Consider the following 15,783-nt stretch of genomic DNA (forward strand, 5'->3'; position numbering starts at 1 on the left):
TACTGGAGCTCGCTATGATGTTAAGTAAGAAAAACAGCGAAGCGCTGGAGAATTTCAGTGAAAAGCTGGAGGTCGAGGGCCGCAGTCTGTGGCAGGACGCGCGTCGACGCTTTATGCATAACCGCGCGGCGGTAGCAAGCCTGGTCGTGCTGGTGATTATTGCGCTGTTTGTGACGCTGGCGCCGATGCTGTCGCAGTTTACCTACTTCGATACCGACTGGGGTATGATGTCCAGCGCGCCGGATACAGAATCTGGACACTATTTCGGCACCGACTCGTCAGGTCGAGACCTGCTGGTTCGTGTGGCGATTGGCGGTCGCATCTCGCTGATGGTCGGCATTGCCGCGGCGTTGGTCGCGGTAGTTGTTGGCACGCTATACGGTTCTCTGTCGGGCTACCTCGGCGGTAAAATCGACTCCGTGATGATGCGTCTGCTGGAAATCCTCAACTCCTTCCCGTTCATGTTCTTCGTGATTCTGCTGGTCACTTTCTTTGGGCAAAATATCCTGCTGATTTTTGTCGCTATCGGGATGGTATCCTGGCTGGATATGGCGCGTATCGTGCGTGGACAAACGCTGAGTCTCAAGCGCAAAGAGTTTATTGAAGCAGCGCAAGTGGGTGGGGTATCTACCGTGCGCATCGTTATCCGTCATATTGTGCCGAACGTGCTGGGCGTGGTGGTGGTGTACGCTTCGTTGCTGGTGCCCAGCATGATCCTGTTTGAATCCTTCCTGAGCTTTTTGGGATTAGGGACGCAGGAGCCGTTAAGTAGCTGGGGGGCGTTGCTGAGTGATGGTGCCAACTCGATGGAAGTCTCACCATGGCTGCTGCTGTTCCCGGCAGGATTCCTGGTGGTCACTTTGTTCTGTTTTAACTTTATTGGCGATGGCCTGCGTGATGCCCTCGACCCGAAAGACCGTTAAGGAGTGCAGCCATGAGCGTAATTGAAACCTCAACCGCGCCGCTCGCGCAACAACAGGCTAACGCACTGCTGAACGTTAAAGATCTGCGCGTGACGTTTGCCACCCCCGACGGCGATGTGACCGCGGTAAACGATTTAAACTTTTCTCTGCGAGCTGGAGAAACGCTGGGAATTGTTGGGGAATCCGGTTCAGGGAAATCGCAAACGGCCTTTGCCCTGATGGGCCTGCTGGCGGCAAATGGCCGTATCGGAGGTTCCGCAACCTTCAACGGACGTGAAATTCTGAATTTACCGGAACGAGAGTTGAACAAACTGCGCGCCGAGCAAATCTCGATGATTTTCCAGGACCCGATGACCTCTCTCAATCCGTACATGCGAGTCGGCGAGCAGTTGATGGAAGTTCTCATGCTGCATAAAGGCATGAGCAAAGCGGAAGCCTTTGAAGAATCTGTAAGAATGCTGGATGCGGTGAAAATGCCGGAAGCGCGTAAGCGTATGAAAATGTATCCGCATGAATTCTCCGGCGGGATGCGTCAGCGTGTAATGATCGCCATGGCACTGTTGTGCAGGCCTAAATTACTGATAGCCGATGAGCCGACTACTGCGCTCGATGTTACGGTACAGGCGCAAATCATGACCCTGCTGAATGAACTGAAAAGCGAATTCAACACTGCGATTATCATGATCACCCACGATCTGGGAGTAGTGGCCGGTATTTGCGATAAAGTTTTGGTGATGTACGCCGGACGTACCATGGAATATGGCAGTGCGCGGGATGTCTTTTATAAGCCCGTTCATCCGTATTCGATTGGTTTGCTGAATGCCGTACCTCGTCTGGATGCCGAAGGGGAAGAGATGCTGACTATCCCGGGCAACCCGCCGAACCTGTTGCGTCTACCAAAAGGCTGTCCATTCCAGCCGCGTTGCCCGCATGCGATGGAAATCTGTAGCAGTGCTCCGCCACTGGAAGAGTTTAGTCCGGGCCGCCTGCGCGCCTGCTTTAAACCGGTGGAGGAACTGGTATGAATGCGGTCACCGAACAACGAAAAGTGCTCCTTGAAATTGCCGATCTTAAAGTCCATTTCGACATTAAAGACGGCAAGCAGTGGTTCTGGCAGCCGTCTAAAACCCTGAAAGCGGTTGATGGCGTGACTCTGCGACTGTATGAAGGTGAAACCCTGGGCGTGGTCGGCGAATCAGGCTGTGGAAAATCGACTTTTGCCCGTGCGATTATTGGCCTGGTGAAAGCCACTGATGGAAAAGTCGCCTGGCTGGGTAAAGATTTGCTGGGCATGAAACCCGATGAGTGGCGGGAAGTGCGTAGCGATATTCAGATGATTTTCCAGGATCCGCTGGCATCATTGAATCCGCGCATGACCATCGGTGAAATCATTGCCGAACCGCTGCGGACTTATCATCCGAACCTGTCTGGTCAGGAAGTCCGCGACCGTGTGAAGGCGATGATGATGAAGGTGGGGTTGCTGCCAAATCTGATTAACCGCTACCCGCATGAGTTTTCCGGCGGTCAGTGTCAGCGTATTGGTATTGCCCGGGCGCTGATCCTCGAGCCGAAGCTGATTATTTGCGATGAACCGGTTTCGGCGCTGGACGTATCCATTCAGGCCCAGGTGGTGAACCTGTTACAACAGCTCCAGCGTGAAATGGGATTATCGTTAATCTTCATTGCTCACGACCTGGCGGTGGTGAAACATATCTCCGATCGCGTGCTGGTCATGTATCTCGGACACGCGGTGGAATTAGGGACTTATGATGAGGTGTACCATAATCCGCTGCACCCTTATACCAAGGCGTTGATGTCTGCAGTGCCGATTCCCGACCCGGATCAGGAAAGGAACAAGGTTATCCAGTTGCTGGAAGGCGAATTACCGTCGCCGATTAATCCTCCTTCCGGCTGCGTGTTCCGTACGCGCTGCCCGATTGCCGGACCGGAATGCGCAAAAACCCGCCCGGTTCTCGAAGGAAGTTTCCGTCACGCAGTTTCCTGCCTGAAAGTAGACCCGCTATAATCCAGAGGGCTGACAAAGGTCAGCCCTTCTTTTTGGTGAGGTATATGTGTCAGGTTTAGTCTCTTCTGTCCGCCGCGCGCTCTATCGCAAATTATTCGATTTAAACACCCGTTCAGGGCGTCGCTTTGAAGGTATGTGTGCGCTGTTCGCCTTGCTCAGCGTTATTGTTATCTTCATTGAGTCCGGCGTCGGGACGCAATACCATTTAACCTTCGAGGAATGGCGCATTTTTGTCTGGCTGGAGGTCTTTATTACTCTGGTCTTTACCCTCGAATATTTTCTTCGCTTATGCAGCTGGGCCAATCCCGCTAAATATGTGTTTAGCTTCTGGGGGATTATCGATCTGGCCACCATTCTACCGCTGTACGTGATGTGGCTATGGCCTGAAATCAGTTTGAGCTATGTCTTCGCCTGGCGAGCGATGCGTGTCCTGCGCGTCTTGCGTATTCTCAAGCTGCTGCGTTTTATGCCTTCTCTGCGAGTGTTCTGGAATGCGTTAAAAAGCGCCCGTCATCAACTGATGTTGTTCTATTCCTTTATTGCCATTCTGATGGTTGTTTTCGGCGCGATGATGTATCTGATAGAAGGGCCCAAATATGGCTTTACTACGCTGAATGCGTCTGTGTATTGGGCTATTGTTACGGTCACCACCGTCGGCTACGGTGACATTACACCGCACACGCCGTTGGGACGCATGGTGGCGTCAGTGCTTATCCTGATTGGATACTCTGTGATTGCGATACCGACCGGATTGATAACCACACACATGAGCAGTGCGTTCCAACAGCGCGGATATCAGCGTAGATGTCCACAGTGTCAGCAGGCGCAGCATGAACATAGTGCGCAGTTTTGTAACCGCTGCGGAAGTAAACTGCCGGGATAAAAATGAAAAAAGCTGCGAGAGCAGCTTTTTTGTTTGTTACTCGCGCCAGAGAATATGGCAGAGTTTGTGATCTTTTTCGCGACATAATAAAACGCGCGCAAAAATATCGTTAATCTCGCCGTCTTCTGTATCTGCCAGACCAATCACCACTTCGGCAAAGAAGTCAGGGTTCAGGTCAAAATCAACATGCTCCTGCCAGTCTTCTGCCGGGTCGAATAACTCGGCACCACCGCGCTCTTCAAACTGTAAATTGAACAGAATGATGTCGGCTGGATCCAGGTTGTCCGCAGCCAGTTCGAGAAAAATATCGTAAGCCTGCTCAAGCGTTTCGTCTTCAGTCAGGCGATTGTTCAAATCCATATCCATAATGACTACCTGTTTACTGTCTGATGGGCACGTTTTACAGCAACGGACTAAAGAAGTAAAACAGTCGCTCAGCGATCCGCTGCCAGAGTGGTCGTTTTACCCACAAACGGGCATCAAGCAGACGGGAACGCGAAATATAATCATCCTGTACTGCCGCGAGATCGCCACCGAATCCGGCATCATCAATGACCAGCGTGATTTCAAAATTGAGCCACAGACTGCGCATATCCAGGTTAACGGTACCGACCAGGCTCAGCTCGCCATCGACCAGTACGCTCTTGGTGTGCAGTAAGCCACCTTCGAACTGATAGATTTTAACGCCAGCCGCCAGCAACTCAGTGAAAAAGGCCCGGCTTGCCCAGCCAACCAGCAGGGAATCATTCTTGCGTGGAAGAATAATACTGACGTCGACCCCGCGCTGCGCCGCTGTACAGATCGCGTGCAGCAGATCGTCGCTGGGAACGAAGTAGGGCGTGGTCATTATTAAATATTCACGCGCCGAATAAGCCGCGGTTAACAGCGCCTGATGAATCAAATCTTCAGGGAAGCCAGGTCCCGAAGCGATTGTGTGAATGGTGTGGCCACTGGCCTGCTCAAATGGCATGATATTGACGTCTGGCGGCGGGGGCAGAATGCGCTTGCCGGTCTCAATTTCCCAGTCGCAGGAATAGACAATGCCCATAGCGGTGGCTACCGGGCCTTCCATTCTCGCCATCAAATCCACCCATTGCCCGACGCCGGCATCTTGTTTGAAGAAACGCGGATCGACCATGTTCATGCTGCCGGTATAAGCAATATAGTTATCGATCATGATCATTTTGCGGTGCTGACGCAGGTCCATACGGCGTAAAAATACACGCATCAGGTTTACTTTCAGCGCTTCAACAACCTCGATACCCGCGTTACGCATCATCGCCGCCCATGGGCTGCGGAAGAACGCCACGCTACCCGCGGAATCCAGCATCAGGCGGCAGTGAATTCCACGCCTTGCGGCAGCCATTAATGACTCGGCGACCTGATCGGCCATACCGCCTGGTTGCCAGATGTAGAACACCATCTCGATGTTGTGACGCGCCAGTTGAATATCACGGATCAATGCCTGCATCACGTCCTCTGAACTGGTGAGCAACTGCAATTGATTCCCTTTAACGCCAGCGATTCCCTGACGACGCTCGCACAGCTTAAATAAGGATGACGCGACGCTGCTGTTTTCCTGCGCAAAAATATGCTTACAGGCTTTAAGATCGTTCAGCCACTTGGCCGTTGACGGCCACATTGCCCGGGCGCGTTCGGCGCGACGTTTACCCAGGTGGAGCTCACCGAAGGAAAGATAAGCAATGATCCCTACCAATGGCAGAATATAGATGATCAAAAGCCAGGCCATTGCGGAGGGCACTGCGCGTCGTTTCATTAGAATGCGTAATGTTACGCCAGCAATGAGTACCCAGTAACCCAGAATGACCAGCCAACTCACCACGGTGTAGAAGGTTGTCATAAATTTAAAAATCCTTTTGAAAGCGTATTGTTAAGAGTTTACGCATCAGGATTAATCTGGCAAATAAAAACACGGGAAAACCACTGGTCTGCATTCGGTGTGGCGTTATAATGGCCGCTCAGTGACTGAAAGAGTAGTAAACATGAAGCGTAGTAGAACGGAAGTGGGACGCTGGCGGATGCTGCGTCAGGCTAGCCGCCGTAAAGCACGTTGGCTTGAAGGACAATCGCGCCGTAATATGCGTATCCATACCATCAGAAAGTGTATTCTCAACCATCAACGTAACTCGTTGCTGTTTGCGATCCACAACATCTGATCTCAAAAGGGCACCGCTGTCGGTGCCCAATGTCTGCTTTTCGTTTTGTTTTTAAAATACTTTTTTGTACGGTTTTACTGAAACCTGCGCGTAAACACCTGCCGCCACGTAGGGATCGGCTTCCGCCCACGCCTGCGCGGCTTCTAAAGATTCAAATTCTGCGATCACCGTTGAGCCGGTAAAGCCTGCGGCGCCCGGATCGTTACTGTCAACCGCTGGCATAGGACCCGCCGTGAGCAAACGGCCTTCGTCATGAAGGAGTTGCAGACGAGCCAGATGAGCAGGGCGTACGGAAAGACGTTTTTCGAGAGAGTCTGCGATATCTTGAGCGTAAATAACGTACAGCACGGGTAGAGCTCCTTGAACGGTAAAAGGTCATATTTACGTTATTGGAAAGGCCTGGTAACTGCAACGGAAAGATAACTAATATGTTAAGGCCATACTTTGAAAATGGTTTTTTATCATAAAATCGCGTTTTAAATGCCAGTTAGCTTCACGGTCTTATTGAATATGATTGCTATTTGCATTTAAAATCAGGGCCTGGTTTTTTTACTGAAACGATTATGACTTCAATGACCCTTGATTTACCTCGTCGCTTTCCCTGGCCTACGTTACTTTCTGTCGGCATTCATGGTGCTGTAGTGGCAGGTTTGCTGTATACCTCGGTACATCAGGTTATTGAACTGCCTGCGCCAGCGCAGCCGATCTCCGTTACGATGGTTGCGCCTGCCGATCTTGAACCGCCTCAGGCCGTTCAGCCGCCGCCGGAACCCGTCGTCGAGCCTGAACCGGAGCCAGAACCGATCCCCGAACCGCCAAAAGAAGCGCCGGTAGTGATTGAGAAACCGAAGCCCAAGCCTAAACCGAAGCCAAAACCGGTGAAAAAGGTGGAAGAGCAGCCGAAGCGTGATGTTAAACCAGCAGAGCCGCGTCCGACGTCCCCGTTTGAAAATACGGCGCCTGCGCGTCCAACAACCAGTACCGCTCCGGCAACCACTAAACCGGCGGTGAGTGCTCCATCGGGTCCGCGAGCCTTAAGTCGTAATCAGCCTCAATATCCGGCACGTGCACAGGCGTTGCGCATTGAAGGCCGTGTGAAGGTCAAATTTGACGTGACCTCGGATGGCCGGGTTGAAAATGTGGAAGTTCTGTCCGCACAGCCTGCGAATATGTTTGAGCGTGAAGTGAAAAATGCGATGCGCAGATGGCGTTATGAAGCCGGTAAGCCTGGTTCCGGGCTGGTGGTGAATATTGTTTTCCGCCTGAACGGCACAACACAGATCGAGTAAGCATCAGGCCGGATTTGGCGTTACGCCGCCAAATCCGGCAGAATGATTGCCGGATGGCGATGCTTGCGCGTGCTATCAGGCCAGGGAGGGAATCGGCCGCGGTTTACCGTCTTTATCAACGGCAACGTAGATAAACAGGGCTTCGGTAGCTTTATAGCGCTGGCCAATAGGTTCTGAAGCGACTTTCTTCACCCAGACTTCAATATTAATGCTGATCGAGGTCGTCCCGCGTTTCACGCAGCGTGCGTAGCAACAAACCACATCGCCCACGGCAACCGGGCGCAAAAAGCTCATTCCTTCAACCCGCACCGTTACCACGCGACCATGTGCGATCTCTTTGGCCTGAATAGCGCCACCTATATCCATTTGTGACATCAGCCAGCCGCCAAAAATATCACCGTTTGCGTTGGTATCGGCAGGCATAGCCAGAGTGCGTAAAACCAGTTCGCCCTGGGGAGTGTTATTCGTTATTGTCATTGTAGAACCGACTATAGAGAAAGATTACAGGCGCGATGCTACTAGAATTTACGCGCTGAGAACAGAGGTGATGCGGCCTGCGAGGCGGAAGTAAGCCTGGTTGATGGCAACAAGGAACGCGAAGGGATAAAAATTCGCCAGATCCGGAGATCTGGCGAGCATTTATTACGATTTATCTTCCTGCGGAAGGTGGCGGTAAATATAGACTCCGCTCAGTAACGTAAATAGTAAAGTCAGGGCGGTCAGGCCGAATACTTTAAAGTTGACCCAAATATTCTGCGGTAGCCAAAACGCGATATAGATATTCGCCAGACCGCACAGGATAAAGAAGACGGCCCAGGCGAAGTTAAGTTTTGTCCAAACCGGCTGTGGCAAGCTCAGCTCTTTACCTAACATGCGCTGAATCAGCGGCTTTTTCATCACCCATTGGCTAACCAGCAGCGCACCGGCAAACAGCCCGTAAATCACCGTTACTTTCCACTTAATGAATTCATCATTGTGGAAGAAAATGGTCAGGCCACCGAACACGGCTACCAGAACAAAAGTGATTAATGCCATCTTCTCGACCTTGCGATAGCGGACCCAGCTGTAAATCAAAACCACAGCCGTCGCAACAATCAGCGCCGAGGTCGCCGCGTAGATGTCATAGAGCTTATAAAAAGCAAAAAAGACAACCAGCGGTAAAAAATCAAGAAACTGCTTCATTCTTCGATTCCGTCATCAAAAGCACCGGGTACAAGCCCGGAATGCGTTCAGGGTTTATTGGCGAATTAGCATGTACAGGCGGAACAAATAGATCAGCAACACGGCGGAGATCATATTGCTCAGCGCATTCGCCAATACCGCGCCTACATTTGGCGTAAGTACCGCAAAACTTGGCGCAAAAAGCAACAACAACGTTTTTGCCAACAGCCAACCGATCACTGCTGGTGCAACCAGGCGCATATTCGACCACGCCAGACGCATACTGTTGCGCATCGCGGCAAAGACACCCATTTTGTCCTGTACTAACATCACCGGTGCAAGTGCCAGCAGGATAGCCAGCAGAATACCGGGTACCACAACCAGCATAATACCGATTTGCACCAGCAGAGTAGTCAGAAAAATCAGAATAAACAGCTTCGGCAAAACCGGCGCGCTGGCACCGATGGCGCGTAACGCGCTGACCCGATGACCGGCTGAAATCAGCTGAATCATCAGGATAATGCCTCCGGCGAGGATGGCATTACCAATCAGACCGGAAAACGTCGACGCCGCGGAAGCGCGTAGCAAAATTTGCTGTTGCTCCGGGGTCATGTTTTGCACCAGATCGAACAATCCCACGCTGCTGGTTAACTGATCGCCTTCACTAAGTTGCGCAATTTGTGCGTCGGTGGGAGAAAAGGCATGCCCTAACACCACTGTGATAAACGCGCACAACAACGATACCAGCAAGATGGTAATGAATTGATTACGGAAAAAGTTTCCCGTGTCACGGTAAACGGATTTCGCCGTGATAGACATGCACTCTCCTTGAGTTTTGCAGGTGTTCATTTGTGGGCAATTGTACCCTGGATAACTCTACAGTGGCAGCATCGCGCGGTGTATGGAAAAGCATATCTTTGTAAAGCCCCGGTAATTTTTGACTATGACTTCAGCGTCATGCAAGAACGTTGGTTGTTCTCTGCGCATCACGAACAAATAACCATCGCTATTCTGCAACGGAGGCCAGGTACTTGCGTGGCGAAAATATATCAAAATTGATCTGAATTAGGTTAACCAGGATTTTGAATGCAAGTTCTAACTTAATCTGGATCAATAAATGTTAAATTATCAAAGTCAATGTGATCCAGGTTAGATCACTTATTACTCCAATGTGGGTATATTCGTTCCGCTTTTATAACCATAACGATGGAGCGGACATGAAAAAATTAACAGTTGCAGCAGTGGCTTTAACAACTCTTCTCTCTGGTAACGTATTTGCGCATGAGGCCGGAGAATTCTTTATTCGTGCAGGTTCTGCCACCGTCAGACCGACGGAAGGCGCGGGTGGTACGCTGGGGAGCCTGGGTGGCTTTGATGTCAGCAATAACACGCAGTTGGGTCTGACATTTACCTACATGGCAACCGACAATATCGGTGTTGAATTACTGGCAGCCACGCCGTTCCGCCATAAAATTGGCACTGCCACAACAGGTGATATTGCGACCGTTCACCATTTACCGCCGACCTTAATGGCACAGTGGTATTTCGGCGATTCCAGCAGCAAACTGCGTCCTTACGTTGGTGTCGGTGTGAACTACACCACCTTCTTTGACGAAGGCTTTAACAATAACGGCAAAGAAACCGGTTTATCTGACCTGAGCCTGAAAGACTCTTGGGGCGCAGCAGGGCAAGTGGGTATGGACTATCTGATTAACCGCGACTGGCTGATTAACATGTCAGTCTGGTACATGGATATCGACACCACCGCGAGCTACAAACTGGCTGGCGCGCAGCAGCATGACAGCGTCCGCCTCGATCCGTGGGTGTTTATGTTCTCCGCGGGTTATCGCTTCTAAGTTCTTGATTAAAATACGGAAAAGCTGATCGTTCCACGGTCAGCTTTTTTATTACCAGTTTATTTCTTCCTGCCTTTCTCCCCATCGATGTAATGCTACTCTTTAAGCAAACTGGCTTTGAGGGTATTGACGATGATGTTGACTCGCCACCTGCTACAACAAAAAATCACACTTTTGGAACCATTCACCGGAGATGAAACGGCAGAGTTCGCCGTGAGTGCCGCGCGTGATTTATTGAATTTTATGGATAAAATTGAAGTGCTGGAGAAACGCATTGCGACTCCGGTTAAACTACCTTATTGCAGCGCCAGTCCTGTTTGTGAGATTGAAGCGGGCTATGCCGCAGGCGTGAGCGATTGTCGTGAGGCCATTCGTCGGGCAGGGTATCCGATTGAGGGTGATGATTAGTTTGCATTTATGTTAACAAAAATGTGCTTTTATTGTATAAGTCTGTAACTTTAGCGCACACAACGGCGGGCTTCTAAGGCATCAGCTTAGGGACGGTTAACATTCTCAATCAACATACAGCGCAGTTATGCAACGACAGAAACGGGTAACCGGTTTGGCAATATGTTAACTATCAGGGTGAACTCGTGAAGATTGTGCAGGACAAGCTCAGAAACAGGCAGGCACTGCTGGTATCAGGGCTCATTACGTTGATATTTACGTCGTTGTTTCTGTTTATAATTTATGAGCAGCGGATGGCTGCAGTCAGTGACGGTGTTAACCGCATGCAAGCGCGCATGATGGACATTTTTAACGATAATGAGCTGATCGCCGATGCGATTGGTGAGCGCTATCACCATATTAAATCGGGTGAGCAATGTGGCGATATTTCACAATTTGTTCCCCGCAATGAGATTGAATGGGGAATTAACGCCGACCCAAAGCGTCTGCATTCGGTAACAGGGACAATTATTGCCCAGCAAGCCAGCCACAACGCGCTGTGTATGTATACGGCGGCGGAGTTTATTCGCGGTATGGTTAACGAGCTAAATCCGGGCAGCTTCGATGAACATCGTTATATTATCGCCAAAAATTCTGATTATTTTTACTGGTTTATGGCTTCCGATTCGCGCAACTTCAGTTTCTCAAATTCTGAAATGGCGCGGGATCTCACCAACTTTTTCTATCCGCCGGTCGATTTCTATACCCGACTGTTGCAAAAAAACGTCAAAAACAAAGCCCTTAGTTCAACGAACTTCTATACCGATAAAATTACCGGTGAAAAAGCTTACAGCGTGGTGAGCTATATCTACGATCTGTCTGGCAAAGAGATATCAGACCAAATCGTGGCCTATCTGGTTTATGACCATTCAAAGCCCGAATTGCAGGAAGCGTTGGCTCAAGCATTTGACTACCAGCTCCCACCAGAGCTGAATGTGGAATTGGTAAATTTGACCAACAATGAAAGTCTCTGTTTATCCGGTAAATGTACAGGTCAATCCCGTTTTTTAGTGCGCAATTTTTCGGAGAAATATGCGCTGCACTATTCGCTTTCATTAGGCCGTTTTATGACACGCGATCCCCATGCCGGGATCGTGATCCTGCTGGCACCGTTCTTTTTCATCATAATTAGTTTCTCGCTAAAATCATGGCTGAACGAAAGCGACCTGAAGGTTTATATAGACACCCTGACCGGTTGCTTTAATCGCCGAATACTCGACATCATCAAGCGCCGAGATTTATCACACTGTTCGGTGGTGCTACTGGACTGCAATAAGTTCAAGGCCGTCAATGATACCTGGGGTCACGCGGCAGGCGATCGTGCGCTGCAAATTATCGCCAACAGGATGTTATCAAACACCCGCACAAGTCACGATATTGTGATTCGTACCGGCGGGGATGAATTTATGATCCTGCTGTTTCGCTCGCAGGCAACTGATGCCATCGCAATCGCTCAACGTATCAGCGGGCAGGTGACCAGCCATGTGTTTGTAGTGGATGGTCATACCGTGCCATTGTCAGTATCGTGGGGGATTGCAGAGGTGAACGGTGAACTGGATGTGGCTATTCAGAATGCAGATAGCGCCATGTATAAAATGAAGCACACGAAAGAAGCGTAAAACCGCCAGAAGTCTCTGGCGGTTGATTTAGCTTACTGCCGGGTGGCGGCTTTCATCGCGCTGACAAAAGCTTTCAGCTCAGCCAGCATCTGTTCCGGTGCCGCAACATTTTTCTCAATGATTTTCACAATTGCCGAGCCGGAAATAGCGCCAGCAGCGCCAGCGTCAATCGCGCCGGTTACCTGTTCAGGCGCAGAGATACCAAATCCCTGTAAAGAAGGCGGAGCATCATATGCTTTCAACTTTTCGACCAGGTGATGCAGCGGTAATGCCGCTCGATTTTCTGCACCGGTCACGCCCGCACGCGAAAGCAAATAGGTATAGCCGCGGCCATGAGAGGCTATCTGGCGCAGCAGTTCTTCATCAGCGTTCGGTGGGCAGATAAAAATTGGCGCAATGTTGTGGCGGAGCGCCGCAGCTCTGAATGGCGCGGACTCCTCAACGGGAACATCGGCCACTAACACGGAATCCACGCCCACTTTTTCACACTGGGCGTAAAACTCGTCAATGCCCTTGCTAAACACCAGGTTGGCATACATCAGCAAGCCAATGGGAATCGTAGGGTGCTTCTGGCGAATCAACGCCAGCATTTCAAAGCATTGCGACGGCGTGACGCCGGCGGCAAATGCACGCAGGGTAGCTTCCTGAATGGTTGGACCGTCAGCCAGCGGATCGGAGAACGGAATACCGAGCTCAAGGGCATCGGCACCGGCTTCAATCAGCGTATCAATGATTTTCAGTGACTGCTCAACAGACGGATCGCCCAGAGTTACGAAGGGGACAAAAGCACCTTCTTTGCGGTCCTTCAGCTGTGCAAACAGGTTTTCGTAACGTTCCATCAGATTTCCCCTCGCGCTTTCAGAATATCGTGTACGGTGAAAATGTCTTTGTCGCCGCGACCGGAGAGATTAACCACCAGTAACTGCTCTTTTTCCGGGTTTTCACGCATCATTTTCAATGCGTGTGCCAGGGCATGGGAGGACTCCAGCGCCGGAATAATCCCCTCGTGCAGACACAGCGTTTTGAAGGCCTCGAGCGCTTCGTCGTCGGTGATCGAAACATAATCGGCGCGACCAATGCTGTTCAGATACGCATGCTGCGGCCCGACAGACGGGAAATCCAGCCCCGCGGAAATAGAGTAAGACTCTTCAATCTGTCCTTCTTCGGTCTGCATCATCGGGGACTTCATGCCGAAGTAAATCCCGACACGACCATGCTTCAACGGTGCGCCATGTTCCCCTGATTCAATCCCATGGCCGCCAGGCTCGACGCCAATCAGACCGACGCTGGTTTCATTAATAAAGTCCGCGAACATACCGATGGCGTTAGAACCGCCGCCCACGCAGGCGATAACCGCGTCCGGCAGGCGACCTTCTTTTTCAAGGATCTGCGCTTTAGTTTCCTCGCCGATCATGCGCTGAAATTCACGAACAATGGTCGGGAAGGGATGTGGACCTGCCGCCGTACCGAGCATATAGTGCGCGGTATCGTAGCTGCCAGACCAGTCGCGCAGCGCTTCGTTACAGGCATCTTTCAGCGTTGCAGAACCGCTGTGAACCGGGATAACTTCAGCCCCCATCAGACGCATACGGAAAACGTTTGGCGACTGGCGTTCAACGTCTTTTGCACCCATATAAATACGGCATTTCAGCCCCAGCAGTGCGCTGGCGAGAGCTGATGCAACACCGTGCTGGCCCGCGCCGGTTTCGGCGATGATCTCCGTTTTCCCCATACGTTTCGCCAGCAATGCCTGGCCCAGCACCTGGTTGGTTTTGTGCGCGCCGCCGTGCAGCAAATCTTCACGTTTGAGATACAGCGTAGTGTTGGTGCCTTGAGTAATATTCTGGCATTTGGTCAGTGCAGTTGGACGACCAGCATAGTTTTTCAGCAGGTCTGTAAACTGCGCCTGAAATTCAGGATCCTTTTGCGCGCTGACAAAAGCTTCTTCCAGCTGACGCAGGGCAGGCATCAGAATCTGTGGCACATACATACCGCCAAATTCACCAAAATACGGATTGAGTAATGTTGTCATGTCCTTTTCCTTAATATGCGCGCAGCGTCTGAAAGACCGAAGCCAAAAGACGTGCATCCTTGATGCCCGGCTGTGACTCTACGCCAGAATTGAAATCGAGACCGGCACAGCCGGTTTTTGCCGCGTCAACGCAGTTATCAGCGCCGAGTCCGCCAGCCAGTAAAACGTTATCCAGCGATTGTCCGCCTAAAAGTGACCAGTCGAAGCGTTGACCGCTGCCGCCCTGACCATTGTCGAATACGTATTTATCGACGTGCTGATAATCACGAGCTGGCAACGTTTCGCTGACGCTTAACGCCTTCCAGATTTGCACCTGTTCGGGTAGCGCGTCGCGCAGGGCGTCAACATAGGCCTGGTCTTCGCTACCATGCAATTGCACGGCTGTTAGCCCCAGAGCCGCCGCTGTTTCGCGCACGTCGGTGATCTCTGCGTTGCGAAACACCCCGACATATTGCAGCGGTGCGCCGGTCATGACCTCGCGCGCGTGTTCAACGCTGACCGCGCGTGGCGATGTGGACACAAAAATCAACCCGCCGTATATGGCACCCGCTTCGTATGCCGCGTTTGCATCCTGAGGCCGGGTTAAACCGCAGACTTTATTTTCGCCGAGCAGAACGCGACGCACGGCAGCATGCAGATCATCATGCGACATCAACGCAGAGCCAATCAGAAAACCGTTGGCGAAGTGGCTGAGTTCTCGCACTTGACCATAGGTATTGATACCGGACTCGCTGATGACGGTTACGCCATGACCCAGTCGCGGCGCAAGTTGGCGGGTGCGATTCAGATCGATCGACAGGTCGCGTAAATCACGGTTGTTGATACCGACGACTTTGGCGCCCAGTGCGATAGCTCGCTCCAGCTCTTCATCGTTACTGACTTCGGTCAGTACGCCCATTTTCAAACTGTGGGCGACGGCGGCGAGTTGACGATATTGCTCATCATCAAGCACCGACAGCATCAGCAGACAGGCGTCCGCCTGATAGAAGCGCGCCAGGTAAATCTGGTAAGGATCGATAATAAAGTCCTTACACAGAATCGGTTGCGGTGCGATGCGGCTGACGATGGGCAGGAAATCAAAGCTCCCCTGGAAATATTTCTCATCGGTCAGTACGGAAATCGCGGAAGCATATTGTTTATATACGCCCGCAATCTGTGCCGGGTCGAAGTCATCACGGATCACGCCTTTTGACGGAGACGCTTTTTTGCACTCCAGAATAAAGGTGGTGCGTGCACCTTGCAGCGCATCGTAGAAATCACGAGAGCTGGGTTGAACATCATTCTGAAAGCTGGCCAGCGGTTGTTGCTGTTTGCGGGCTTCTACCCAAATCGCCTTGTCTGCGACAATTTTCGCTAAAACGGTTTGCATC

At 51.3% G+C, this 15,783-nt stretch carries 18 protein-coding genes and 1 pseudogene; 9 read left to right on the top strand and 10 right to left on the bottom strand.

Annotated features, from left to right (window positions below):
• Window positions 1-14 precede the first annotated feature (14 nt).
• Genes oppC through O6D90_RS10685 form a run of 4 tightly spaced genes read left to right on the top strand, consistent with a single transcriptional unit; the run spans window position 15 to window position 3,832 of the window.
• A complete protein-coding gene (oppC, locus tag O6D90_RS10670; RefSeq protein ID WP_003020701.1) occupies window positions 15-923 on the top strand; it encodes an oligopeptide ABC transporter permease OppC in 909 nt (302 codons plus the stop codon).
• Between the two features lie 11 nt (window positions 924-934).
• Window positions 935-1,948: a murein tripeptide/oligopeptide ABC transporter ATP-binding protein OppD gene (gene oppD / locus O6D90_RS10675; protein ID WP_003833364.1), complete on the top strand. Its 1,014-nt coding sequence runs from the start codon at window positions 935-937 to the stop codon at window positions 1,946-1,948.
• A complete protein-coding gene (oppF, locus tag O6D90_RS10680) occupies window positions 1,945-2,949 on the top strand; it encodes a murein tripeptide/oligopeptide ABC transporter ATP-binding protein OppF (RefSeq protein ID WP_016156729.1) in 1,005 nt (334 codons plus the stop codon). Before oppD ends, oppF begins: the two co-directional genes overlap by 4 nt.
• 46 nt (window positions 2,950-2,995) lie before the next feature.
• Window positions 2,996-3,832 (top strand): ion transporter, encoded by an 837-nt coding sequence (locus O6D90_RS10685; RefSeq protein WP_016156728.1) that lies wholly within the window; start codon window positions 2,996-2,998, stop codon window positions 3,830-3,832.
• A gap of 36 nt (window positions 3,833-3,868) precedes the next feature.
• Here O6D90_RS10685 and O6D90_RS10690 read toward each other — a convergent pair whose 3' ends face one another.
• Both O6D90_RS10690 and cls read right to left on the bottom strand, forming a co-directional pair.
• Complete coding sequence (locus tag O6D90_RS10690; RefSeq protein WP_003020691.1) at window positions 3,869-4,198, bottom strand: HI1450 family dsDNA-mimic protein; 330 nt, start codon at window positions 4,196-4,198, stop codon at window positions 3,869-3,871.
• Window positions 4,199-4,232: 34 nt separating this feature from the next.
• The gene (gene cls, locus O6D90_RS10695) at window positions 4,233-5,693 is read right to left on the bottom strand and encodes a cardiolipin synthase (RefSeq protein WP_016156727.1); all 1,461 of its coding nucleotides are present in this window, start codon (window positions 5,691-5,693) and stop codon (window positions 4,233-4,235) included.
• Between the two features lie 142 nt (window positions 5,694-5,835).
• Here cls and O6D90_RS10700 point away from each other — a divergent pair, with 142 nt between their 5' ends.
• Window positions 5,836-6,009 (top strand): YciY family protein, encoded by a 174-nt coding sequence (locus tag O6D90_RS10700; protein WP_016153268.1) that lies wholly within the window; start codon window positions 5,836-5,838, stop codon window positions 6,007-6,009.
• A gap of 51 nt (window positions 6,010-6,060) precedes the next feature.
• Here the strand turns inward: O6D90_RS10700 and O6D90_RS10705 are convergent, their stop codons facing one another.
• The gene (locus O6D90_RS10705; RefSeq protein ID WP_003020675.1) at window positions 6,061-6,357 is read right to left on the bottom strand and encodes a YciI family protein; all 297 of its coding nucleotides are present in this window, start codon (window positions 6,355-6,357) and stop codon (window positions 6,061-6,063) included.
• A gap of 224 nt (window positions 6,358-6,581) precedes the next feature.
• On the opposite strand from O6D90_RS10705, the gene tonB reads away from it, so the two are divergent.
• Window positions 6,582-7,298 (top strand): TonB system transport protein TonB, encoded by a 717-nt coding sequence (gene tonB, locus O6D90_RS10710; RefSeq protein ID WP_016156660.1) that lies wholly within the window; start codon window positions 6,582-6,584, stop codon window positions 7,296-7,298.
• Between the two features lie 75 nt (window positions 7,299-7,373).
• Here tonB and yciA read toward each other — a convergent pair whose 3' ends face one another.
• The 4 genes and pseudogenes from yciA to O6D90_RS10730 all read right to left on the bottom strand — a co-directional run.
• Window positions 7,374-7,775, bottom strand: a complete 402-nt coding sequence (yciA, locus tag O6D90_RS10715) for an acyl-CoA thioester hydrolase YciA (protein WP_016156659.1) — start codon at window positions 7,773-7,775, stop codon at window positions 7,374-7,376.
• 165 nt (window positions 7,776-7,940) lie between these two features.
• Complete coding sequence (locus tag O6D90_RS10720) at window positions 7,941-8,480, bottom strand: septation protein A (protein WP_016153265.1); 540 nt, start codon at window positions 8,478-8,480, stop codon at window positions 7,941-7,943.
• Between the two features lie 54 nt (window positions 8,481-8,534).
• Entirely contained in the window at window positions 8,535-9,278 is a 744-nt protein-coding gene (locus O6D90_RS10725; protein ID WP_271143303.1) for a YciC family protein, read from the bottom strand.
• 28 nt (window positions 9,279-9,306) lie between these two features.
• Window positions 9,307-9,393 (bottom strand): annotated as a pseudogene (locus tag O6D90_RS10730) (YkgJ family cysteine cluster protein); the annotation flags it as partial.
• Between the two features lie 283 nt (window positions 9,394-9,676).
• On the opposite strand from O6D90_RS10730, the gene ompW reads away from it, so the two are divergent.
• From ompW to O6D90_RS10745, 3 genes are all read left to right on the top strand, one after another.
• Complete coding sequence (gene ompW, locus O6D90_RS10735) at window positions 9,677-10,315, top strand: outer membrane protein OmpW (RefSeq protein ID WP_016153263.1); 639 nt, start codon at window positions 9,677-9,679, stop codon at window positions 10,313-10,315.
• Between the two features lie 132 nt (window positions 10,316-10,447).
• Window positions 10,448-10,723: a hypothetical protein gene (locus O6D90_RS10740; RefSeq protein ID WP_016153262.1), complete on the top strand. Its 276-nt coding sequence runs from the start codon at window positions 10,448-10,450 to the stop codon at window positions 10,721-10,723.
• A gap of 185 nt (window positions 10,724-10,908) precedes the next feature.
• Window positions 10,909-12,381 carry a GGDEF domain-containing protein gene (locus O6D90_RS10745; protein WP_016156658.1) on the top strand — a complete coding sequence of 491 codons (1,473 nt, stop codon included), beginning with the start codon at window positions 10,909-10,911 and terminating at the stop codon, window positions 12,379-12,381.
• A gap of 32 nt (window positions 12,382-12,413) precedes the next feature.
• On the opposite strand, the gene trpA is transcribed toward O6D90_RS10745, so the two are convergent.
• From trpA to trpCF, 3 genes are read right to left on the bottom strand one after another with little or no spacing between them, the layout of a single operon-like run.
• Complete coding sequence (trpA, locus tag O6D90_RS10750) at window positions 12,414-13,220, bottom strand: tryptophan synthase subunit alpha (protein ID WP_016156657.1); 807 nt, start codon at window positions 13,218-13,220, stop codon at window positions 12,414-12,416.
• Complete coding sequence (gene trpB, locus O6D90_RS10755; protein WP_003020645.1) at window positions 13,220-14,413, bottom strand: tryptophan synthase subunit beta; 1,194 nt, start codon at window positions 14,411-14,413, stop codon at window positions 13,220-13,222. Before trpB ends, trpA begins: the two co-directional genes overlap by 1 nt.
• Before the next feature lie 10 nt (window positions 14,414-14,423).
• Window positions 14,424-15,782: a bifunctional indole-3-glycerol-phosphate synthase TrpC/phosphoribosylanthranilate isomerase TrpF gene (trpCF, locus tag O6D90_RS10760; RefSeq protein WP_016156656.1), complete on the bottom strand. Its 1,359-nt coding sequence runs from the start codon at window positions 15,780-15,782 to the stop codon at window positions 14,424-14,426.
• Window position 15,783: the final 1 nt, after the last annotated feature.

This window comes from Citrobacter sp. 21OH12SH02A-Citro, from assembly GCF_027919895.1.
In the GTDB taxonomy this organism is placed as follows: Bacteria; Pseudomonadota; Gammaproteobacteria; order Enterobacterales; family Enterobacteriaceae; genus Citrobacter; species Citrobacter braakii.